This window comes from Klebsiella sp. RCJ4 (genome assembly GCF_009025755.1).
GTDB lineage: Bacteria > Pseudomonadota > Gammaproteobacteria > Enterobacterales > Enterobacteriaceae > Klebsiella > Klebsiella michiganensis.
Window position 1 is genome coordinate 184,022 of record NZ_WCIN01000036.1, and the last position, 21,591, is coordinate 205,612.

Below are 21,591 nucleotides of genomic sequence, written 5' to 3' on the forward strand. Positions count from 1 at the left end.
TCACCCGCAAAGGTGATGGCAATCAAAAAAGGGCTGATGTGTTCGTCAGCTATTGCTGGTCCGATTCTGCCAGGTCATCTTGCTCCTGGCCCAAGAGCGATAATTCCAACAATGCGTATCGGTGCTCAACGTAGTTATGAACGTTGTTTGCGACCGCCAGTTTGAACAGTGCCGTAGCGCTGTCCTTGTCCCCCAGACTTAGGTAGTACTTACCTAAATAGAAGTTGGTTTCACTGAGATGCTCAGCGAGCGAGGTGTTATCCGTTGCGTCTGCCTTCAGACGGTCCATTAGCTCTTTTTCGCTAATGTCGCCAAGGTAGAACCCGACAATGTTCCATCCCCATTGTTCTTTATCCGACTTGTTTAAGCGCTGTCTCAGTGCTTCAAGCGCCTGCTTCTCATCGAGCTGACGCTCGGCGAGATAAAGCCACAGGCTTCGGAAAGGATCATTGGGATCGTCTTGATAAAACGCCAGCAGATCATCTTGCGCTAACTTAGCGCGACCGCCGTAATACAGGGCGATACCGCGATTTAAGTGCGCGTAGTTGTAAGTTGGATCAAGCTCAAGTACAGAATCAAACGCTTCATAGGCAGCATCAAAATTGCCTGCCTGCGTTAAGTAAATGCCTAAGTAATTGAATACTTCAGGCATATCCGGTCGGATTGCCAGCGCTTGTGAAAAATCATTTCGCGCTAATGCCCTCAGACCGAGACTATCATACAACACTCCGCGCTCATATAAAAGCTGTGCGCGTTCGTCATCGGTTAAAGCCCGACTGGCAAGAATTTGTTCCATGCGCGCCAGAATCACTTCCTGCTGCAAAGTCGGTTGCAATGGCACCGCGAGGACTGCGTCCTTACGCCAGGCAGAGTTGCTGCATCCTGCCAGCGTGAGAGCTGTCGCCACGAAACACCAGCGCAAAAAAGGCTTCATTTCCCACTCCCGAAGACAACGATTGGATGAACGTCCAGTTCCCCGGCTGCAAACAGGGCGTCCTGCCCGCAATGCGCCCTCCGCAATGCGGAGGGCAAACGGCAACCTTACTCGCCCTGCTGTTCGGCAGCCGGAGCTTCCGGCGCAGCCGCAGGCTGAGTTTGTTCAGTTGCTTCTTTGATGCTCAGACGGACACGGCCCTGACGGTCAACTTCCAGAACCTTAACCGGCACTTCCTGACCCATCTGCAGATAGTCGGTCACTTTCTCAACGCGCTTGTCGGCGATTTGAGAGATGTGAACCAGACCTTCTTTACCGCCGCCAATGGCAACAAACGCGCCAAAGTCAACGATACGGGTCACTTTACCGTTATAGATACGGCCAACTTCGATCTCAGCGGTGATCTCTTCGATACGGCGAATCGCGTGCTGCGCTTTGTCGCCGTCGGTTGCCGCGATCTTCACGGTACCGTCATCTTCGATTTCGATAGTGGTGCCGGTTTCTTCGGTCAGCGCACGAATAACGGAACCGCCCTTACCGATAACGTCTTTGATCTTGTCCGGACTGATCTTGATCGTGTGGATACGCGGTGCGAATTCAGAGATATCGCCGCGCGGCGCGTTAATCGCCTGTTCCATCACGCCCAGGATGTGCAGACGCGCACCTTTAGCCTGGTTCAGAGCAACCTGCATGATCTCTTTGGTGATACCTTCAATTTTGATATCCATCTGCAGAGCAGAGATACCTTCGCGGGAACCCGCTACTTTGAAGTCCATATCGCCCAGGTGATCTTCATCGCCCAGAATGTCAGACAGTACGACGAAGTTGTCGCCTTCTTTCACCAGACCCATTGCGATACCCGCAACGGCGGCTTTCACCGGCACGCCTGCGTCCATCAGCGCCAGAGAAGCGCCACAGACGGAAGCCATGGAGGAGGAGCCGTTAGATTCGGTGATTTCAGAAACCACGCGAACGGTGTACGGGAACTCTTCGATAGTCGGCATCACGGCCAGTACGCCGCGCTTAGCCAGACGACCGTGACCGATTTCACGACGCTTCGGAGAACCGACCATTCCCGTTTCGCCTACGGAGTACGGAGGGAAGTTATAGTGGAACAGGAAGGAGTCCGTGCGCTCGCCCATCAGTTCATCGATGTTCTGCGCGTCGCGTGCGGTACCCAGGGTCGCGGTAACCAGCGCCTGAGTTTCGCCACGGGTAAACAGTGCGGAACCGTGGGTACGCGGCAGAACGCCGGTACGAACGTCCAGACCACGAATCATATCTTTTTCACGACCATCGATACGCGGCTCACCGGCCAGTACGCGGCTACGCACCACGTTTTTCTCGATTGCGTGCAGGATTTCGCCCAGTTCGTTAGCGTCCAGAGCTTCATCTTCCGCAACCAGGGTCGCGATAGTTTCAGATTTGATCACGTCAACCTGAGCATAGCGCTCCTGTTTGTCGGTGATACGGTAAGCATCGCTCAGGCGAGATTCAGCCAGCGCGGCAACGCGCGCGTTCAGCGCCGCATCAACCACTTCCGGCTGCCAGTCCCAGCGCGGCTTACCGGCTTCTTTCACCAGATCGTTGATGTTCTGAATAACCACCTGCTGCTGGTCGTGACCAAACACGACCGCGCCCAGCATCTGGTCTTCGCTCAGCAGTTCAGCTTCGGATTCAACCATCAGTACTGCGGCTTCGGTACCCGCGACAACCAGATCCAGTTTGCTGGACTTCAGCTCTTCCTGGGTCGGGTTCAGCACGTACTGGTCATTAATATAACCAACGCGAGCGGCGCCAATTGGGCCGTTGAACGGAATACCAGACAGGGACAGCGCTGCGGAAGCGCCGATCATCGCGACGATATCCGGGTTAACCTGCGGGTTAACGGAAACCACAGTTGCGATAACCTGAACTTCGTTAACGAAGCCTTCCGGGAACAGCGGGCGAACCGGGCGGTCAATCAGACGCGCGATCAGGGTTTCGCCTTCGCTCGGACGGCCTTCACGACGGAAGAAACCACCCGGGATTTTACCTGCAGCGTAGGTACGCTCTTGATAGTTGACGGTCAGCGGGAAGAAATCCTGGCCTGGCTTCGCTTTTTTCTGGCCCACAACGGTAACGAATACCGCGGTGTCATCCATGCTAACCATAACGGCGGCAGTTGCCTGGCGCGCCATCATGCCGGTCTCCAGCGTTACGGTATGTTGGCCGTACTGGAATTTACGAACGATCGGATTAAGCAAAATTCTATCCTTTTATCTATAGATGATGTCAAATCCACGATAAGACATCGTATGACCCGATCTTCTGCATCCTCGCGACTAATGACAACCTTTACCCGCCCCTGCGAGTCAAGCCTCTCATTAGCCGCGCGAACCTCTGCATGAAGATCATTAATAGCAACAATACATGAGTTTTTAATGAATTGCTGCCGCCCGGTCGAAAAAAGGGGCCGTGAGGCCCCTTCTTCTGAAACTCGCAGAATTAGCGACGCAGACCCAGACGCTCGATCAGAGCAGAGTAACGTGCAACATCTTTACGTTTCAGGTAGTCGAGCAGTTTACGACGCTGAGAAACCATGCGCAGCAGACCACGACGGCTGTGGTGATCTTTTTTGTGCTCTGCAAAGTGACCCTGCAGGTGGTTGATCTGTGCAGTCAGCAGTGCAACCTGAACTTCAGTAGAACCGCTGTCGTTTTCGCCACGACCGAACTCAGAAACGATTTTTGCTTTAGCTTCAACGCTTAGAGACATTTTCGAACTCCAAAATTAAAAGAAAGAAAGGGTGCCGATCTCTAATTCAGCAACCCCTGATATAACGCTCGCAAATGTTAAAACACGTTGGCGAACGTTAAGCGGCGATATTCTACTCGCAGCAGCCTTTTATCGCAAGGAAAGCGCTCAGACAGGGTATTCAACCACCAGACGACGAGGCGCCACGCGGCCTTCATCATCCATCTCACCCATACCAAGAAACTTCTCTTCAGCGCCTTCAGTAACGCGAACCAGCCCCTGCAGCGGCGCGCCCGATGTCCGCACCGGGTTACCGTTTTTAAAGTAGACGGCCGAGGTTTCCGGAATATTCACCAGCGGGTAATCCGAAGCCGGACTGTCCATCGGCATCAGCAGCGGGTCCAGCAGCTGGGCTGCGGGAATATCCTGCGCATGTGCTTGTTCGACCAGCGCCTGCAGCTGCTCCAGCGTCACCATCCGTTCGACGGGATATTTACTGACCGCCAGGCGACGCAGGAAAATGACGTGCGCGCCGCACCCGAGTTTCTCGCCTAAGTCATCAATAATCGTGCGGATATAGGTGCCTTTCGAGCAGTGAATCTCCAGCTCAAGCTCCGTCCCCTCATGGCGAATAAACAGCAGTTCGTACACCGTAATCGGCCGGGATTCACGCGGTACTTCAATCCCCTGCCGGGCATATTCGTACAGCTTTTTCCCCTGGTATTTCAGCGCCGAATACATCGACGGTACCTGCTGGGTTTCGCCACGGAAGCCGTCGAGCGCTGCCGCCAGCTGCTCCGGGCTAAACGTCAGCGGACGCTCCTCCACCACCTGGCCATCGGCATCAGAGGTATCGGTGCGCTGGCCAAGCCTGGCAATGACGCGGTAGCGCTTGTCAGAATCGAGCAGATACTGGGAAAACTTTGTCGCTTCCCCGAGGCAAATCGGCAGCATACCGGTCGCCAGCGGATCCAGCGCCCCGGTGTGCCCTGCCCGATTAGCATTATAAAGCCGCTTAACTTTCTGCAGCACGTCGTTGCTGGATGCGCCCTGCGGTTTATCCAGCAACAGTACGCCATGCACGTCACGGCCGCGACGACGAGGACGACTCATTAGTCCTCCTTACTGTCGTCCGGGTTCACACGACGTTCATCGTCATGTTTTACCACGCTGGTCACCAGGTTCGACATGCGCATCCCTTCGACTAATGAATTGTCGTAGAAGAAGGTCAGTTCCGGCACGATACGCAGGCGCATCGCTTTGCCCAGCAGCGAGCGGATAAAACCAGATGCTTCCTGTAAAGCCTTGATCCCCGCTTTCACGGCGGCTTCGTCTTTGTCGTTCAGGAAGGTCACAAACACTTTGGCATAGGCCAGGTCGCGGGACATTTCAACGCCTGAAACGGTCGTCATCATGCCCAGACGCGGGTCCTTAATTTCGCGCTGCAGGATGATTGCGATCTCTTTTTGCATCTCCTGGGCCACGCGCTGCGGGCGACCAAATTCTTTCGCCATAATAAATTCTCCAGACAAATAAGGGGGCCACGCGGCCCCCTTTAATTTTGTATAACCGGGTGGCGCTGCGCTTCCCCGGCCTACTAAACGATTAATCGATGGTACGTTGAATCTCGATGATTTCGAACACTTCGATCATATCGCCAACGCGAACGTCGTTGTAGTTCTTAACGCCGATACCACACTCCATACCGTTACGAACTTCGTTAACGTCATCTTTGAAGCGGCGCAGGGATTCCAGCTCGCCTTCATAGATAACCACGTTGTCGCGCAGGACGCGGATTGGGTTATGACGCTTGATCGTACCTTCGGTAACCATACAGCCTGCGATGGCGCCGAATTTCGGCGATTTGAACACATCACGGACTTCAGCCAGACCAATGATCTGCTGTTTCAGTTCCGGAGACAGCATGCCGCTCATCGCTGCTTTCACTTCGTCGATCAGATGGTAGATGACGGAGTAGTAGCGTAGATCCAGGCTTTCCGCGTCGATAACTTTACGTGCGGATGCATCAGCACGTACGTTGAAGCCAACCAGAATCGCGTTGGATGCGGCCGCCAGGGTCGCGTCGGTTTCGGTGATACCACCTACGCCGGAACCGATAATCTTCACTTTCACTTCGTCGGTAGACAGTTTTAGCAAGGAGTCGGAGATCGCTTCCACTGAGCCCTGCACGTCCGCTTTGAGGACGATGTTCACTTCGTGAACTTCGCCTTCGGTCATGTTAGCGAACATGTTCTCAAGCTTAGATTTCTGCTGACGAGCCAGTTTAACTTCACGGAATTTACCCTGACGATACAGCGCAACTTCACGTGCTTTTTTCTCGTCACGAACGACGGTCACTTCGTCACCGGCAGCCGGTACGCCTGACAGGCCAAGGATTTCCACCGGAATGGACGGACCCGCTTCCAGCACTTCCTGACCCAGTTCGTTACGCATCGCACGAACGCGACCGTATTCGAAACCGCACAGAACGATGTCGCCTTTATGCAGCGTACCTTCGCGTACCAGAACGGTGGCAACCGGACCACGACCTTTATCGAGGAAGGATTCGATAACCGCGCCGCTCGCCATACCTTTACGAACCGCTTTCAGCTCCAGAACTTCAGCCTGCAGCAGGATTGCGTCCAGCAGTTCGTCGATGCCGGTACCCGCTTTAGCGGACACGTGGACGAACTGGCTTTCACCGCCCCACTCTTCCGGCAGAATGCCGTACTGGGAAAGCTCGTTTTTAACGCGATCCGGATCCGCTTCCGGCTTATCGATTTTGTTCACCGCAACCACGACCGGCACACCCGCCGCTTTCGCGTGCTGGATAGCTTCGATGGTCTGCGGCATTACGCCGTCGTCTGCCGCCACAACCAGAACCACGATATCCGTCGCCTGCGCACCACGAGCACGCATAGAGGTAAACGCGGCGTGGCCCGGGGTATCCAGGAAGGTGATCATGCCGTTGTCGGTTTCGACGTGGTACGCACCAATGTGCTGGGTAATGCCGCCCGCTTCGCCAGAAGCCACTTTCGTTGAACGAATGTAGTCCAGCAGAGAGGTTTTACCGTGGTCAACGTGACCCATGATGGTCACAACCGGTGCGCGCGGTTCAGCCGCAGCGCCGGTGTCACGGTCGCTCATTACCGCTTCTTCCAGCTCGTTTTCACGACGCAGGATAACTTTGTGGCCCATCTCTTCGGCAACCAGCTGTGCGGTTTCCTGGTCGATGACCTGGTTAATCGTCGCCATGGCGCCCAGCTTCATCATCGCTTTGATGACCTGAGAACCTTTGACGGCCATCTTGTTGGCCAGATCGCCAACGGTGATGGTTTCGCCGATGATAACATCACGGTTAACCGCCTGAGCCGGCTTCTGGAAGCCTTGCTGCAGAGCAGAACCTTTACGATGCTTGCCACCTTTACCGCCGCGAACGGCCGCACGGGCTTCTTCACGATCGGCTTTCGATTCAGCGTGTTTGTTGCCTTTCTTAGCCGGACGCGCCGCTTTCGCATTACGTCCACGGCCGCGACCGCCTTCAACTTCACGATCGTTATCGTCTTCAGCCTGACGTGCATGCTGAGAAGTCGTTACGTGATAGTCAGTGGTCTCTTCAGGGGTTTCTGGCGCTTCAGTCCAGTTCTTTTCATTTTCTTGAGCCATACGGCGTGCTTCTTCCGCTACACGGCGCGCTTCTTCTTCAAGTTTGCGGCGTGCTTCTTCTTCCGATTTGCGCTTCAGCTCCGCAGCTTCGTTTTCGCGGCGTTGCTTTTCAGCCTGGGCGGTTTTGGTCATATCGTCGGTTTGTTGATTGCTCACTTTGTCTTTTTCCGCGGCTTCACGTTTCGCTTTATCGGCGAGTTCACGTTTCGCTTGTTCTGCGGCCTCACGTTCAGCTTTTAATTGCGCCTCGCGTTTGGCAGCTTCTTCTGCCTCACGACGGGCTTGCTCTTCCGCTTCACGCTGCGCCTGCTCTTCCGCGGCAAGGCGTTCGGCCTCTTGCGGATCGCGTTTCACAAAGGTGCGTTTCTTGCGGACTTCGATTTGTACCGACTTACTCTTTCCACCGGTACCCGGAATATTTAACGTGCTGCGCGTTTTGCGCTGCAGCGTCAGCTTGTCGGGCGCTGAGCCGTGTTCACGGTTCAGGTGCGTCAACAAGGTTTGCTTCTCTTGCGCGGTCACAGAATCATCAGCCGATTTGCGGATCCCTGCATCAGCAAATTGCTGTATCAGGCGATCCACAGAGGTCTGAATCTCTGAGGCCAGCGCTTTAATGGTCACATCTGTCATGCTGTTCCTTCCTGCTACAGTTTATTACGCTTCGTCGCCGAACCAACAAATATTACGAGCGGCCATGATAAGTTCTCCGGCTTTCTCGTCGGTCAAGCCTTCGATATCAGCCAGATCATCAATGCCCTGCTCGGCGAGATCTTCCAGCGTACAAACACCACGGGCGGCCAGGGTGAATGCCAGAGCGCGATCCAAACCTTCCAGATTCAACAGATCGTCGGCAGGTTTGCTGTCACCCAGGCTCTCTTCTTTGGCCAGCGCCAGCGTGGTCAGCGCGTTTTTCGCCCGCTCACGAAGTGCTTCAACGGTCGCTTCATCCAGACCGTCAATTTCCAGCAGTTCTTTCATTGGCACATAGGCCAGCTCTTCCAGAGTGGCGAAACCTTCTTCAACCAGCAGCGTGGCGAAATCTTCATCGATATCAAGATATTTAGTGAAGGTATCAATCGCTGCATGGGCTTCAGCCTGATGCTTAGCCTGGAGGTCATCAACGGTCATGACGTTGAGTTCCCAGCCGCTCAGCTGAGACGCCAGACGGACGTTCTGACCGTTACGGCCAATGGCCTGCGCCAGGTTGCCCGCTTCTACTGCGATATCCATGGTGTGCTTGTCTTCATCTACCACGATAGATGCGACGTCAGCCGGAGCCATGGCGTTAATCACGAACTGCGCCGGGTTATCGTCCCACAGCACGATATCAATACGCTCGCCGCCCAGTTCAGTCGAGACTGCCTGAACGCGCGCGCCGCGCATACCGACGCAGGCGCCAACCGGATCGATGCGCTTGTCGTTGGTTTTAACCGCGATTTTGGCACGAGAGCCAGGATCGCGAGCCGCCGCTTTAATTTCGAGAACTTCTTCACCGATTTCCGGCACTTCAATGCGGAACAGTTCAACCAGCATTTCCGGCTTGGAGCGAGTCACGAACAGCTGCGCGCCGCGCGCTTCCGGACGAACTGCGTACAGTACGCCACGGATACGGTCACCCGGACGGAAGTTCTCACGCGGCAGCATATCTTCGCGCAGGATCACGGCTTCAGCGTTGTTGCCCAGATCCAGCGTAATATTGTCGCGGTTCACTTTCTTCACTACGCCCGTGATGATTTCACCTTCGTGCTCACGGAACTGATCGACGACCATTGCGCGTTCGGCTTCACGTACTTTTTGTACGATAACCTGCTTCGCGGTCTGCGTAGTGATACGGTCAAAGGTGACAGATTCAATCTGGTCTTCGACGTAATCGCCAGGATTCATGCTTTCATCTTCGAAACGCGCAGCTTCCAGCGTGATTTCGCGAGTCGGCTGGGTCACTTCTTCAACAACCAGCCAGCGACGGAATGTGTCGAAATCACCGCTTTTACGATCGATTTCTACGCGAACGTCGATCTCTTGCTCATATTTTTTCTTGGTAGCCGTTGCTAGCGCACTTTCCAACGCTTCGAAAATTTTCTCACGCGGCAGCGCCTTTTCGTTGGAAACGGCTTCAACAACAGCCAAAATTTCTTTGTTCATCGGGGCCTTTCACCTCAATCCAGACTGTTAAAAGTGGGGAACCAGGTTCGCCTTCTGGATGTTACTCAGCGCGAACACTTCATCTTTGCCTTCGACGGTTACCGTGATCATCTCACCGTCTACCGCTTTGATAAGGCCCTGCCATTTGCGTCGGTTCTGTACCGCCATGCGCAAAACCAGCGAAACTTCTTCGCCGATGAAACGCTCATAGTGCTCGGCGGTAAACATAGGACGATCGAGACCTGGAGAAGAAACTTCCAGGTTATAAGCGACTGTAATCGGGTCTTCTACGTCCATAACAGCACTGACCTGGTGGCTCACATCAGCACAATCATCAACATTGATGCCATCTTCACTATCAATATAGATGCGCAGTGTGGACGTGCGACCGCGAATAAATTCGATGCCGACCAGCTCAAAGCCAAGCGCTTCAACTGGCGCTGTGAGCATCTCTGTTAATTTTTGCTCTAATGTGGACAAACCCACCCCCAAGACATAAAAAAAGGGCGTATAGCCCAGTTATTCTGAAGTCAGATAACAAAAAACCCCGATAAATCGGGGCTTTAGATAACTGAACCCTGAGATCGCAACTGCGATCTGGAACACTTTCCAGAAGAATTCTTTCAAATTCGTCTACGAAGGACCCGGTCCTCACAGTATATTTGAAAAAGTACTTAATGGGAAAGTGGTTGCGGGGGCCGGATTTGAACCGACGACCTTCGGGTTATGAGCCCGACGAGCTACCAGGCTGCTCCACCCCGCGCCTGAAACGTGGCATATTTTACTCGTTTTGAGTAAAAGACGCAAATACTGCTGGGATTTGGTACCGAGAGACGGGACATAAAATCGTAGTGAATTGTATTGATACTTCATATATTTTGTCAACATGAATTTCACATTGCCAGGTTTCGGTTCATGCTGGTATTTCTGGGTTTTTTGGCAAAAAGCGGCTCAGCCTCTTCCTGTCGCCAGCAAAAGATGATTAAATGAAAACTCACAATTAATGCATAAACATGCAATAAAGATTGTTGAGTCAAACTCACCACAGTCTATCTAGCAGGGTTTTATTTTATGACGACGATTCTCAAGCATCTCCCGGTTGGCCAACGTATTGGTATTGCTTTTTCTGGTGGGCTGGATACCAGCGCCGCGCTGCTGTGGATGCGTAAAAAGGGAGCAGTCCCTTATGCATATACCGCCAATCTGGGACAGCCAGACGAAGACGATTACGAGACCATTCCTCGTCGTGCCAAAGAGTATGGTGCTGAAGGGGCTCGTCTGATCGACTGCCGTAAGCAGCTGGTTGCGGAAGGCATTGCCGCGATCCAGTGCGGCGCATTTCATAACACCACCGGCGGGTTGACCTACTTTAATACCACGCCGCTGGGCCGCGCAGTGACCGGTACCATGCTGGTCGCCGCAATGAAGGAAGACGGTGTTAACATCTGGGGCGACGGGAGTACCTATAAAGGCAACGATATCGAACGTTTCTATCGTTACGGCCTGCTGACCAACGCTGAGCTGAAAATTTACAAACCGTGGCTGGATAGCGACTTTATCGACGAGTTAGGCGGCCGCCAGGAGATGTCAGAGTTTATGATCTCCTGCGGGTTTGACTATAAAATGTCAGTTGAAAAAGCCTACTCAACCGACTCCAATATGCTGGGCGCGACGCACGAAGCTAAAGATCTTGAATTCCTGAACTCCAGCGTCAAGATTGTGAACCCGATTATGGGCGTCAAGTTCTGGGATGAAAGCGTCAAAATCCCTGCGGAAGAAGTCACCGTTCGCTTTGAACAGGGCCATCCGGTTGCGCTGAACGGACAGACCTTTAGCGATGACGTTGAACTGATGCTGGAGGCTAACCGCATCGGCGGACGCCATGGTCTGGGTATGAGCGATCAGATCGAAAATCGTATCATCGAAGCGAAGAGCCGCGGCATCTATGAAGCCCCGGGAATGGCGCTGCTGCATATTGCCTATGAGCGTCTGCTGACCGGTATTCATAACGAAGATACCATTGAGCAATACCACGCGCACGGTCGTCAGCTGGGTCGGCTGCTGTATCAAGGGCGTTGGTTCGATTCCCAGGCGCTGATGCTGCGCGACGGCCTGCAGCGCTGGGTAGCAAGCCAAATTACCGGCGAAGTGACGCTTGAACTGCGTCGCGGCAACGACTACTCCATCCTGAATACCGTCTCTGATAATCTGACCTATAAAGCAGAGCGTCTGACGATGGAAAAAGGTGACTCGATGTTCTCCGCTGAGGATCGTATCGGCCAGCTGACGATGCGCAACCTGGATATCACCGATACTCGCGATAAGCTGTTTGGCTACGCGCAGTCCGGACTGCTGACCGCGTCTTCCGCCACTGGCCTGCCGCAGGTGGAAAACCTGGAAAATAAAGCGAAGTAACGCTGCAGAGAAATTCGCAAAGGCCGCTAACGCGGCCTTTTTTATGCAGAAAAATCCCGAACCCAACCGGACATATCTGCCGCTAATGCTGCTGCTCAACTTTTTGGGGACGAAAAAAAAGACGCTTTTCAGCGTCTTTCTTCAGGAAATTGGTACCGAGGATGGGACTCGAACCCACAAGCCCGTTAGGGCACTACCACCTCAAGGTAGCGTGTCTACCAATTCCACCACCTCGGTACGGATACTGCTTATCAGTGCGGGATGTCGCTGCTCGGCTGCGCCGGCGCGGTCGGCTGAGTTTGCTCAGTTTTCGGCGCGCTCAGATTATCCCACTCACTTCCTTTATTGGTCTTGTTGCTGTTGATATTGCCCAGCGCCAGACTGATGATGAAGAACAGCGCAGCCAGGATACCAGTCATACGGGTCATGAAGTTACCAGAACCGCTGGATCCAAACAGAGTGCCGGAAGCGCCTGCTCCGAAGGAGGCTCCCATATCAGCGCCTTTACCTTGCTGCAGCATAATCAGACCCACAAGGCCAATTGCCACAATAAGGAAAACAACTAAAAGAGCTTCGTACATAATCAACCTGTTCCTTGCGGATTTGCCGCATACCAAGTGCTTCGACCAATAAAGCGGGACGTTTTAACGTTTCCCACTGAAGCGGGTGTGAATACTAACCAAAGCGAATGACCTTCGCAAGGGCAATTTCAGCGCATTGTATCAAGTGCGGAAAAAAACAGCAAAAAGCGATTTTTTGTCGATTAAAAAGGCGGCAAGCGTCGCCTTTTTAATCACTTAGCAAGAGAAATTAAACGCTTTTTACGGCATCGGCGATACGGTGGGCAAATTCGTGCACCTGCTCTTCGTGCTCACCTTCCACCATAACGCGAATCAGCGGCTCTGTGCCTGATTTACGCAGCAGTACGCGCCCCCGATTGCCCAGCGCCGCTTCCACTTCAGCCGTTACCGCTTTTACGTGCTCATGTTCCAGCGGGTTACCGCTACCTTCAGTAAAGCGAACGTTAACCAGAAGCTGCGGGAACATTTTCATTCCGCTGCACAGGTCGTGCAGGCTCATATGGTTACGCACCATCGCCGCCACCACCTGCAGGCTGGCGACAATCCCATCCCCCGTCGTGGTTTTATCCAGTAAGATCACATGACCGGAGTTTTCTGCGCCAATGCGCCAGCCTTTCTCCTGCAGCTTCTCCAGCACATAGCGGTCGCCCACCTTCGCGCGAACGAAAGGAATGCCCAGCTGTTTGAGCGCCAGTTCAAGGCCCATATTGCTCATGAGCGTCCCGACGGCGCCGCCCCGCAGCTGCCCCTGGCGTAGCCCCTCACGGGCAATGATATAGAGGATCTGGTCACCGTCGACTTTGTTGCCTTCGTGGTCCACCATGATGACCCGATCGCCATCGCCATCGTAGGCAATACCCAGGTCGGCTTTCTCCGCCAGCACGCGCGCCTGCAGAGCACGAACGTCCGTCGCCCCGACCTCTTCATTGATGTTGAGGCCATCAGGCTCACAGCCCATCGCTATAACCTGAGCGCCCAGCTCGCGGAAAACATTCGGCGCAATATGATAAGTCGCCCCGTGAGCGCAATCGACTACCACCTTCAAAGCATTGAGGCTCAGCTCGTTCGGAAAGGTGCCTTTGCAAAACTCGATATAGCGACCGGCGGCGTCGACGATACGACTGGCTTTACCCAGCTCGGCGGAATCCACGCAGGTCAGCTCTTTTTCCATTTCGGCTTCAATGGCTTCTTCTACCTCATCCGGAAGCTTGGTACCTTCGATAGAGAAGAATTTGATGCCGTTGTCATAAAACGGATTATGTGAAGCGGAAATCACAATCCCGGCTTCCGCGCGGAAGGTGCGCGTCAGATAGGCAATTGCCGGCGTTGGCATCGGGCCGGTAAAAGAAGCGGATAATCCCGCGGCGGCCAGTCCAGCCTCCAGCGCGGACTCCAGCATATACCCTGAAATACGGGTATCTTTACCAATAATAATCTTCCGTGAACCGTGGCGTGCAAGCACCTTACCCGCCGCCCAGCCCAGCTTTAATACAAATTCTGGCGTTATTGGCGCATCGCCTACGCGGCCACGAATACCATCCGTACCAAAATATTTGCGGTTACTCATAACGTTTATTTTCCTTAGCGGCCAGGGTAGCTTCCACCACGCGCAGCGCTTCTACCGTTTCTTTGACATCATGGACGCGAATAATCTGCGCGCCCTGCATTGCAGCAATGACTGCGCAAGCCAGGCTGCCATTCAGGCGTTCCGTCGGCCCGACATTCAGCAACTGACCTACCATCGACTTACGTGACATGCCTACCAGCAGCGGAAGACCAAAATGATGGAACTCTCCAAGTCGGGCAAGCAGTTCATAATTATGAGAAAGATTTTTACCGAAACCAAATCCCGGGTCGAGCAACAATTTATCTTTTGCGATACCGGCCCGTTCGCAGCGCACAATATGTTCGATAAAAAAGCGCTCAACGTCAGCAAACACGTCCGCGTACTTCGGGGCATCCTGCATTGTCTTCGGCTGACCCTGCATATGCATCAGGCACACCGGCAAGCCCGTTTCAGCCGCCGCCTCCAGCGCTCCCGGTTCGGTCAGCGAGCGGATATCATTGATGATATGCGCGCCAACACGCGCTGACTCGCGGATCACCTCCGGCTTTGAGGTATCAACGGAAATCCAGACTTCAAAGCGCTGGGCAATCGCTTCTACCGTCGGAATGACTCGCGCCAGCTCTTCCTCGACGCTGACATCTGCCGCCCCCGGACGCGTCGATTCCCCACCGATATCAATGATAGTCGCCCCGGCATTGATCATCAGATTGGCATGCTTCACGGCTTCGACCAGCGTGTTGTGGGTCCCGCCATCAGAGAACGAATCCGGGGTAACGTTAAGAATACCCATCACATGTGGGTGAGAGAGATCGAGGGTTGAGCCCTGGGCTACAAGTTTCATCGCTAAATCCCTGAGTCAGAGAAAGATTGAAAAAGAAAAACCCCGGAGCAAACGCTCAGGGGTTTTAGAAAAGTACAACAGCATCAATAACGGCTAACTTATTTGTCGCCCAGCTGTTCTGACATCGTATTACCCGGGTTTGGCGTACGCGGTTCATCGACCGGACGCGGCGCACGAGGCGTGCCATTGTTGTCAGAATTGTTGGACGAGCCCGGTTCTTCCCAGCCAGCTGGCGGGCGAACATCGCGGCGAGCCATCAGGTCATCAATCTGCGGGGCGTCGATGGTCTCATATTTCATGAGCGCATCTTTCATCGCGTGCAGGATGTCCATATTATCGTTCAGAAGCTGGCGTGCACGATTGTAGTTACGCTCAATCAGTGACTTCACTTCCTGGTCGATGATACGCGCCGTTTCATCGGACATATGCTTCGCTTTCGCAACGCTGCGGCCAAGGAATACTTCACCTTCTTCTTCGGCATACAGCAGCGGGCCGAGTTTGTCAGAGAAGCCCCACTGGGTCACCATGTTACGCGCCAGGTTGGTCGCGACTTTAATGTCGTTCGACGCACCGGTAGAAACATGCTCTACGCCGTAGATAATCTCTTCCGCCAGACGACCGCCGTAAAGAGTAGAAATCTGGCTTTCCAGCTTCTGACGGCTGGCGCTAATCGCGTCGCCTTCAGGCAGGAAGAAGGTGACACCCAGCGCGCGACCGCGCGGAATAATCGTCACTTTGTGCACCGGATCGTGTTCCGGCACCAGGCGACCAATAATTGCGTGACCGGCTTCGTGATACGCGGTGGACTCTTTCTGCGCTTCCGTCATCACCATGGAGCGACGTTCCGCACCCATCATGATTTTGTCTTTCGCTTTCTCGAATTCAACCATCGATACAACGCGCTTGTTGCCACGAGCGGCAAACAGCGCAGCTTCGTTCACCAGGTTTGCCAAGTCAGCACCGGAGAAGCCAGGCGTACCGCGGGCGATAATTGCCGCGTCGATATCCGGCGCCAGCGGTACGCGACGCATATGCACTTTCAGAATCTGTTCGCGACCGCGGACATCCGGCAGACCGACCACAACCTGACGGTCAAAGCGGCCTGGACGCAGCAGCGCAGGGTCAAGAACGTCCGGACGGTTGGTTGCCGCGATAACGATGATACCTTCGTTACCCTCGAAGCCGTCCATCTCAACCAGCATCTGGTTCAGCGTCTGCTCACGTTCATCGTGACCACCGCCCAGGCCAGCGCCACGCTGACGGCCCACGGCGTCGATTTCATCGATAAAGATGATGCACGGAGCCGCTTTCTTGGCTTGTTCAAACATGTCGCGCACGCGGGATGCACCCACACCGACGAACATTTCAACGAAGTCAGAACCGGAAATCGTAAAGAACGGCACCTTTGCTTCACCCGCGATGGCTTTTGCCAGCAAGGTTTTACCGGTGCCCGGAGGGCCGACCATCAGGACGCCTTTCGGGATTTTACCGCCCAGCTTCTGGAAACGGCTCGGCTCGCGCAGGTATTCAACCAGTTCACCAACTTCTTCTTTCGCTTCGTCACAACCGGCGACGTCGGCGAAAGTGGTTTTGATCTGGTCTTCCGTCAGCATACGCGCCTTGCTCTTACCGAACGACATGGCGCCTTTGCCACCGCCGCCCTGCATCTGGCGCATAAAGAAGATCCAGACGCCAATAAGAAGCAGCATCGGGAACCAGGAGATGAAGATAGAAGCCAGCAGGCTCGGCTCTTCTGGCGGCTCACCTACCACCTTGACGTTTTTAGTCAGAAGGTTATCAAGCAGCTTAGGATCGTTCACCGGGATGTAGGTCGTGTAACGGTTACTATCTTTCTTGGTAACGTTTATCTCACGTCCGTTGATACGCGCTTCGCGAACCTGGTCCTGATTGACCTCCTGCAGGAAGGTAGAATAATCCACCTTGCGGCCATTCGACTCGCTGGGCCCAAAGCTCTGGAATACTGACATCAGCACAACGGCAATGACCAGCCAGAGTATTAGGTTTTTCGCCATGTCACTCAAGGGATTAACCTCATATTACAACTGTGTTAAAAACAGCGTCAGGATACTCTATATCCAGCGTCTTTCAAACTTTCGTTTGAAATCTGCCGGTTATGGTTTACGCCCGGTCGCTACAATATACACTTCACGCGAACGGGCGCGAGAAGAGTCCGGCTTACGAACTTTGACCTTCGTAAACAGGGAGCGAATCTCTCTTAGATACTCATCGAAGCCTTCGCCCTGGAACACCTTCACTACAAAACTACCACCTGGCGCTAATACATCACGAGCCATTCCAAGCGCCAGTTCCACCAGATACATGGCCCGGGGAATATCCACCGCCGGTGTTCCACACATATTTGGCGCCATATCGGACATGACAACTTGTACTTTACTGTCACCTACACGCTCAAGTAACGCTTTCAGGACTAATTCATCACGAAAGTCGCCCTGAAGGAAGTCCACACCAACGATTGGATCCATAGGTAAAAGATCGCAAGCAATGATGCGGCCGCTGTTACCGATCTGCGTAACCGCGTATTGCGACCAGCCACCGGGTGCAGCGCCGAGGTCAACTATCGTCATCCCCGGTTTAAAAATCTTGTCACTTTGCTGTATTTCATCAAGTTTAAACCAGGCACGGGAACGTAACCCCTTTTTCTGTGCCTGCTGAACATATTTATCGCTAAAGTGTTCCTGAAGCCAACGACTTGAGCTGGCAGAACGCTTTTTACCTGTCATTTAACATTCCCATTTCGGGTTCATCGTACTTCGCGACGTAAAAATCGACGCGGTAGTTTGGCGATATATGGGAGATGGCGGTAGAATGAACCGTTTTCAATCCCAACGTAAGCAAAAAAATACGATGAATCTGAGTACTAAACAAAAACAGCACCTGAAAGGTCTGGCACATCCGCTCAAGCCGGTAGTTATGCTTGGCAACAATGGTTTGACCGAAGGGGTACTGGCCGAGATTGAACAAGCGTTAGAGCACCATGAACTTATCAAGGTGAAGATCGCCTCGGAAGATCGCGAAACTAAAACCTTGATCGTGGAAGCTATCGTGCGCGAAACCGGCGCCTGTAATGTACAGGTCATCGGTAAAACGCTGGTTCTGTACCGCCCGACTAAAGAGCGTAAAATCTCGCTGCCACGCTAAGAATATCCTGGTTATCGACACAACTTTGTGTAAATCGAGGGTTTTCTGCGGGTAGACGAGCAAAATGCCATGCTCCGGACGCTGATAAAAGGCCGCTACGCGGCCTTTTTCCTTTCTTTACAATCCATCAACATCGTAGCGTTAAATTCGAATTAAAGGTACTCAACCTTAAGAATTTCGAATTCGACTTCCCCGCCCGGTGTTCGGATAACCACCACATCGTCCTGCTCTTTACCGATTAAACCACGTGCAATCGGCGAGTTTACAGAAATCAGATTTTGCTTAAAATCGGCCTCGTCATCGCCAACGATACGATAAGTTTGCTCTTCATCCGTATCGAGATTCAGAACGCTGACCGTCGAACCAAAAATCACCCGGCCATTGTTGGGCATTTTGGTGATATCGATGACCTGCGCGTTCGACAGCTTCGCTTCGATATCCTTAATGCGACCTTCACAGAAGCCCTGCTGTTCACGGGCAGCATGATACTCAGCATTTTCTTTCAGATCGCCGTGCTCGCGGGCCTCAGCGATGGCTGCGATGATTTCAGGACGACGTACGGACTTCAGGAAATCCAGTTCTTCGCGCAGTTTTTCAGCGCCACGTAAGGTCATCGGAATAGCTTGCATTTGTTATACCTCTTTTTCATTCCTTCATGGAGCAGACAACGCCGCTCCGCAGCCGGTCAAGACTTGAGCAGGGCCGGAGCAAAAGAAAACCGACCCGGAAAGTCATCCCCAGGCCAGCAGCAATTTTCAATTTGATACGTATTTTACCCTGAAGTTCACTATGGGTCATCGTTTACTTTACAGGGCGATGCACCGTAGTATGACGGACTGGTTTCAGGTTGTTAGCGCGAGATTATGCGATTTTCCAGATTTATCATCGGATTGACTGCCGGTATAGCGCTTAGCGCTCAGGCGGCGAATATTGACGAGTACATCAATCAGCTTCCTGCGGGCGCAAACCTTGCCTTTATGGCGCAGAAGGTGGGATCCCCGACGCCGGAGATAGACTACCATAGCCAGCAGATGGCGCTCCCCGCCAGCACCCAAAAAGTGATAACCGCGCTTGCTGCGCTGCTGCAGCTGGGTCCGGACTTCCGCTTCACCACGACGCTGGAAACGAAAGGCAGCCTCGATGGCGGCGTCCTGAAAGGCGACCTCATTGCGCGCTTTGGCGGCGATCCTACCCTCAGGCGTCAGGATATTCGTAATATGGTGGCCACGCTGAAGAAAGCAGGCGTCCAGCGAATTGAAGGTAATGTGCTGATCGATACCTCCATCTTCGCCAGCCATGACAAAGCGCCTGGCTGGCCATGGAACGATATGACGCAGTGCTTTAGCGCCCCGCCGGCGGCGGCGATTGTCGATCGGAACTGCTTCTCCATCTCGCTCTATAGCGCGCAAAAGCCGGGCGATCTGGCGTTTATTCGCGTGGCGTCTTACTACCCGGTGACCATGTTCAGCCAGGTGCGTACGCTGCCCCGGGGCTCTTCTGAAGCACAGTACTGTGAGCTTGACGTGGTTCCCGGCGATCTGAACCGTTACACCCTGACCGGCTGTCTGCCGCAGCGCAGCGAGCCGCTGCCGCTGGCTTTTGCCATTCAGGATGGCGCCAGCTACGCCGGTGCGATTCTGAAAGCTGAGCTGACCGACGCCGACATCACCTGGAGCGGTACGCTGCTGCGCCAGACGCTGGCAAACGATCCGGGTACCGTCCTGGCAAGTACACAATCTGCGCCGCTGCACGATCTGCTGCGTATTATGCTGAAAAAATCGGACAACATGATCGCCGATACGGTATTCCGCACCATTGGGCACGCTCGCTTCAGCGTACCGGGTACCTGGCGAGCCGGTTCCGATGCGGTACGGCAGATCTTACGTCAGCAGGCCGGCGTCGATCTCGGGAATACCATCATTGCCGATGGCTCAGGTCTGTCGCGCCATAACCTCATCGCACCCGCGACGATGATGCAGGTGCTGCAGTACATCGCCCAGCACGATAATGAACTCAACTTTATCTCGATGCTGCCTCTGGCCGGCCATGATGGTTCTCTGCAGTACCGCGCAGGGCTGCATCAGGCAGGTGTCGATGGCAAAGTCTCGGCGAAAACGGGCTCACTGCAGGGGGTGTATAACCTGGCCGGTTTCATCACGACGGCCAGCGGGCAGAAGATGGCGTTCGTGCAATACCTGTCTGGCTACGCCGTGCCTCCGGCCGACCAGCGTAATCGCCGCATTCCACTGGTGCGGTTCGAAAGCCGATTGTACAAAGACCTCTATCAGAACAATTAAAGCAAAAAGGGCCGCATCATTGGCGGCCCTTTTCGTTTGTTCAGGATTAACGTTTGTAGATGAATTCAACGCCTTCTTCGTCGTCTTCATCCCAATCATCATCCCAGTCTTCATCATCTTCCACTTCAGCTTCTTCAAGCTGCTGGCGGTGATAGTCGTCCCACATAAACTCGACTTTTTCGGCAGGCTTCGCTTCTTCCGCATGCACAATCGGGTTTTCGATGATAAAGGTCATCACGTCCCAGCACAGGTCTTTTACGCCCTGCTGGCTGGCCGCCGAAATCAGGTAGAACTTATCTTCCCAGCCCAGCGCCTGCGCGATAGCTTTCGCTTTCGCTTCCGCCTCAGCTTTGTCCATCAGGTCAATCTTGTTAAAGACCAGCCAGCGCGGCTTAGAAGCCAGTTTCTCACTGTATTTTTCCAGCTCACCGATAATAATCCGCGCGTTCTCCACCGGATCGGATCCGTCAATCGGCTCGATATCGATGAGATGCAGCAGCACGCGGCAGCGCTCCAGGTGCTTCAGGAAGCGAATACCGAGACCCGCGCCTTCAGCGGCGCCTTCAATCAGCCCCGGGATATCCGCCACCACGAAGCTCTTCTCGTTGTCCATACGCACCACGCCGAGGCTCGGCACCAGCGTAGTAAACGGATAGTCAGCGACTTTAGGCTTCGCGGCGGAAACGGCACGAATAAAGGTCGATTTACCCGCATTCGGCATTCCCAGCATGCCGACGTCCGCCAGCAGCATCAGCTCCAGCTGCAGATCGCGCTTATCGCCCGGCGTCCCCATCGTCTTTTGACGTGGAGTACGGTTAACGGACGATTTGAAACGGGTGTTACCCAGACCGTGCCAGCCGCCTTTGGCGACCATCAGGCGCTGACCATGCTTGGTCATATCACCCATCGTCTCGCCGGTGCCCTGATCGATGACGCGAGTCCCTACCGGTACCTTCACCGTTACGTCTTTACCGCGTTTACCGGTACAGTCACGGCTCTGACCGTTCTGCCCGCGCTCAGCGCGAAAAGACTTCTCAAAACGGTAGTCGATCAGGGTGTTGAGGTTTTCGTCCGCCTCAAGCCAGACGTCGCCGCCGTCACCGCCGTCACCGCCGTCCGGGCCGCCTTTCGGGATATATTTTTCGCGGCGGAAGCTAACGCAACCATTGCCGCCATCACCTGCTACGACCAGGATCGTTGCTTCATCAACAAACTTCATTTTACTCTCCGTA

Annotated in this window: 18 protein-coding genes and 2 tRNA genes; 3 read left to right on the forward strand and 17 right to left on the reverse strand. The window is 53.9% G+C overall.

The features are described 5' to 3' along the window. Positions 1–49: 49 nt before the first annotated feature. The 9 genes from nlpI to F8562_RS13215 all read right to left on the reverse strand — a co-directional run bounded on the left by nlpI (position 50) and on the right by F8562_RS13215 (position 10,241). Positions 50–934 carry a lipoprotein NlpI gene (gene nlpI, locus F8562_RS13175; RefSeq protein WP_004854535.1) on the reverse strand — a complete coding sequence of 295 codons (885 nt, stop codon included), beginning with the start codon at positions 932–934 and terminating at the stop codon, positions 50–52. A 107-nt stretch (positions 935–1,041) separates the two neighbouring features. Then, positions 1,042–3,180: a polyribonucleotide nucleotidyltransferase gene (gene pnp / locus F8562_RS13180; RefSeq protein WP_009651902.1), complete on the reverse strand. Its 2,139-nt coding sequence runs from the start codon at positions 3,178–3,180 to the stop codon at positions 1,042–1,044. A 241-nt stretch (positions 3,181–3,421) separates the two neighbouring features. After that, positions 3,422–3,691, reverse strand: coding sequence for a 30S ribosomal protein S15 (rpsO, locus tag F8562_RS13185; RefSeq protein ID WP_002918244.1), 270 nt, complete (start codon positions 3,689–3,691; stop codon positions 3,422–3,424). Between the two features lie 147 nt (positions 3,692–3,838). Then, complete coding sequence (gene truB, locus F8562_RS13190; RefSeq protein WP_014839629.1) at positions 3,839–4,783, reverse strand: tRNA pseudouridine(55) synthase TruB; 945 nt, start codon at positions 4,781–4,783, stop codon at positions 3,839–3,841. Beyond that, positions 4,783–5,184 (reverse strand): 30S ribosome-binding factor RbfA, encoded by a 402-nt coding sequence (gene rbfA / locus F8562_RS13195; protein WP_004106092.1) that lies wholly within the window; start codon positions 5,182–5,184, stop codon positions 4,783–4,785. Before rbfA ends, truB begins: the two co-directional genes overlap by 1 nt. 91 nt (positions 5,185–5,275) lie before the next feature. Further along, on the reverse strand, positions 5,276–7,966 hold the full coding sequence (gene infB / locus F8562_RS13200; RefSeq protein ID WP_004106093.1) for a translation initiation factor IF-2: 2,691 nt from the start codon (positions 7,964–7,966) through the stop codon (positions 5,276–5,278). Positions 7,967–7,990: 24 nt separating this feature from the next. After that, positions 7,991–9,478, reverse strand: coding sequence for a transcription termination factor NusA (nusA, locus tag F8562_RS13205; RefSeq protein WP_004854539.1), 1,488 nt, complete (start codon positions 9,476–9,478; stop codon positions 7,991–7,993). A 27-nt stretch (positions 9,479–9,505) separates the two neighbouring features. Then, positions 9,506–9,958: a ribosome maturation factor RimP gene (rimP, locus tag F8562_RS13210; protein WP_004125659.1), complete on the reverse strand. Its 453-nt coding sequence runs from the start codon at positions 9,956–9,958 to the stop codon at positions 9,506–9,508. Positions 9,959–10,164: 206 nt separating this feature from the next. Then, a tRNA-Met gene (locus F8562_RS13215) sits at positions 10,165–10,241 on the reverse strand. Between the two features lie 308 nt (positions 10,242–10,549). Between F8562_RS13215 and argG the strand changes: the two genes are divergently transcribed. Continuing rightward, the gene (gene argG, locus F8562_RS13220) at positions 10,550–11,893 is read left to right on the forward strand and encodes an argininosuccinate synthase (RefSeq protein ID WP_014226976.1); all 1,344 of its coding nucleotides are present in this window, start codon (positions 10,550–10,552) and stop codon (positions 11,891–11,893) included. 150 nt (positions 11,894–12,043) lie between these two features. Here argG and F8562_RS13225 read toward each other — a convergent pair. The 6 genes from F8562_RS13225 to rlmE form a co-directional block, all read right to left on the reverse strand. Continuing rightward, a tRNA-Leu gene (locus F8562_RS13225) sits at positions 12,044–12,130 on the reverse strand. Between the two features lie 14 nt (positions 12,131–12,144). Beyond that, a complete protein-coding gene (gene secG, locus F8562_RS13230) occupies positions 12,145–12,474 on the reverse strand; it encodes a preprotein translocase subunit SecG (protein ID WP_004106103.1) in 330 nt (109 codons plus the stop codon). A gap of 229 nt (positions 12,475–12,703) precedes the next feature. Beyond that, complete coding sequence (glmM, locus tag F8562_RS13235) at positions 12,704–14,041, reverse strand: phosphoglucosamine mutase (RefSeq protein WP_014226977.1); 1,338 nt, start codon at positions 14,039–14,041, stop codon at positions 12,704–12,706. Then, on the reverse strand, positions 14,034–14,882 hold the full coding sequence (folP, locus tag F8562_RS13240) for a dihydropteroate synthase (protein WP_014226978.1): 849 nt from the start codon (positions 14,880–14,882) through the stop codon (positions 14,034–14,036). The genes glmM and folP overlap by 8 nt, the downstream gene beginning before the upstream one ends. Before the next feature lie 98 nt (positions 14,883–14,980). Beyond that, positions 14,981–16,915, reverse strand: a complete 1,935-nt coding sequence (ftsH, locus tag F8562_RS13245) for an ATP-dependent zinc metalloprotease FtsH (RefSeq protein WP_004854549.1) — start codon at positions 16,913–16,915, stop codon at positions 14,981–14,983. Between the two features lie 99 nt (positions 16,916–17,014). Continuing rightward, the gene (rlmE, locus tag F8562_RS13250; protein WP_004106110.1) at positions 17,015–17,644 is read right to left on the reverse strand and encodes a 23S rRNA (uridine(2552)-2'-O)-methyltransferase RlmE; all 630 of its coding nucleotides are present in this window, start codon (positions 17,642–17,644) and stop codon (positions 17,015–17,017) included. Positions 17,645–17,768: 124 nt separating this feature from the next. Between rlmE and yhbY the strand changes: the two genes are divergently transcribed. Continuing rightward, positions 17,769–18,062: a ribosome assembly RNA-binding protein YhbY gene (gene yhbY, locus F8562_RS13255; protein WP_004139797.1), complete on the forward strand. Its 294-nt coding sequence runs from the start codon at positions 17,769–17,771 to the stop codon at positions 18,060–18,062. A 152-nt stretch (positions 18,063–18,214) separates the two neighbouring features. On the opposite strand, the gene greA is transcribed toward yhbY, so the two are convergent. Beyond that, a complete protein-coding gene (gene greA / locus F8562_RS13260) occupies positions 18,215–18,691 on the reverse strand; it encodes a transcription elongation factor GreA (RefSeq protein ID WP_004854554.1) in 477 nt (158 codons plus the stop codon). Positions 18,692–18,925: 234 nt separating this feature from the next. Between greA and dacB the strand changes: the two genes are divergently transcribed. Next, complete coding sequence (gene dacB / locus F8562_RS13265; RefSeq protein ID WP_004854556.1) at positions 18,926–20,359, forward strand: serine-type D-Ala-D-Ala carboxypeptidase; 1,434 nt, start codon at positions 18,926–18,928, stop codon at positions 20,357–20,359. A 46-nt stretch (positions 20,360–20,405) separates the two neighbouring features. Here dacB and cgtA read toward each other — a convergent pair whose 3' ends face one another. Further along, on the reverse strand, positions 20,406–21,578 hold the full coding sequence (gene cgtA, locus F8562_RS13270) for an Obg family GTPase CgtA (protein WP_014226980.1): 1,173 nt from the start codon (positions 21,576–21,578) through the stop codon (positions 20,406–20,408). Positions 21,579–21,591 lie beyond the last annotated feature (13 nt).

Excerpts from the sequence above, each read along its gene's own strand:
- dacB (WP_004854556.1), top strand. The coding sequence starts at position 18,926 with ATGCGATTTTCCAGATTTATCATCGGATTGACTGCCGGTATAGCGCTT.
- nlpI (WP_004854535.1), bottom strand. The coding sequence starts at position 934 with ATGAAGCCTTTTTTGCGCTGGTGTTTCGTGGCGACAGCTCTCACGCTG.
- nusA (WP_004854539.1), bottom strand. The coding sequence starts at position 9,478 with ATGAACAAAGAAATTTTGGCTGTTGTTGAAGCCGTTTCCAACGAAAAG.
- argG (WP_014226976.1), top strand. The coding sequence starts at position 10,550 with ATGACGACGATTCTCAAGCATCTCCCGGTTGGCCAACGTATTGGTATT.
- ftsH (WP_004854549.1), bottom strand. The coding sequence starts at position 16,915 with ATGGCGAAAAACCTAATACTCTGGCTGGTCATTGCCGTTGTGCTGATG.
- yhbY (WP_004139797.1), top strand. The coding sequence starts at position 17,769 with ATGAATCTGAGTACTAAACAAAAACAGCACCTGAAAGGTCTGGCACAT.
- rbfA (WP_004106092.1), bottom strand. The coding sequence starts at position 5,184 with ATGGCGAAAGAATTTGGTCGCCCGCAGCGCGTGGCCCAGGAGATGCAA.
- glmM (WP_014226977.1), bottom strand. The coding sequence starts at position 14,041 with ATGAGTAACCGCAAATATTTTGGTACGGATGGTATTCGTGGCCGCGTA.
- truB (WP_014839629.1), bottom strand. The coding sequence starts at position 4,783 with ATGAGTCGTCCTCGTCGTCGCGGCCGTGACGTGCATGGCGTACTGTTG.
- rlmE (WP_004106110.1), bottom strand. The coding sequence starts at position 17,644 with ATGACAGGTAAAAAGCGTTCTGCCAGCTCAAGTCGTTGGCTTCAGGAA.
- cgtA (WP_014226980.1), bottom strand. The coding sequence starts at position 21,578 with ATGAAGTTTGTTGATGAAGCAACGATCCTGGTCGTAGCAGGTGATGGC.
- greA (WP_004854554.1), bottom strand. The coding sequence starts at position 18,691 with ATGCAAGCTATTCCGATGACCTTACGTGGCGCTGAAAAACTGCGCGAA.
- secG (WP_004106103.1), bottom strand. The coding sequence starts at position 12,474 with ATGTACGAAGCTCTTTTAGTTGTTTTCCTTATTGTGGCAATTGGCCTT.
- folP (WP_014226978.1), bottom strand. The coding sequence starts at position 14,882 with ATGAAACTTGTAGCCCAGGGCTCAACCCTCGATCTCTCTCACCCACAT.
- rpsO (WP_002918244.1), bottom strand. The coding sequence starts at position 3,691 with ATGTCTCTAAGCGTTGAAGCTAAAGCAAAAATCGTTTCTGAGTTCGGT.
- infB (WP_004106093.1), bottom strand. The coding sequence starts at position 7,966 with ATGACAGATGTGACCATTAAAGCGCTGGCCTCAGAGATTCAGACCTCT.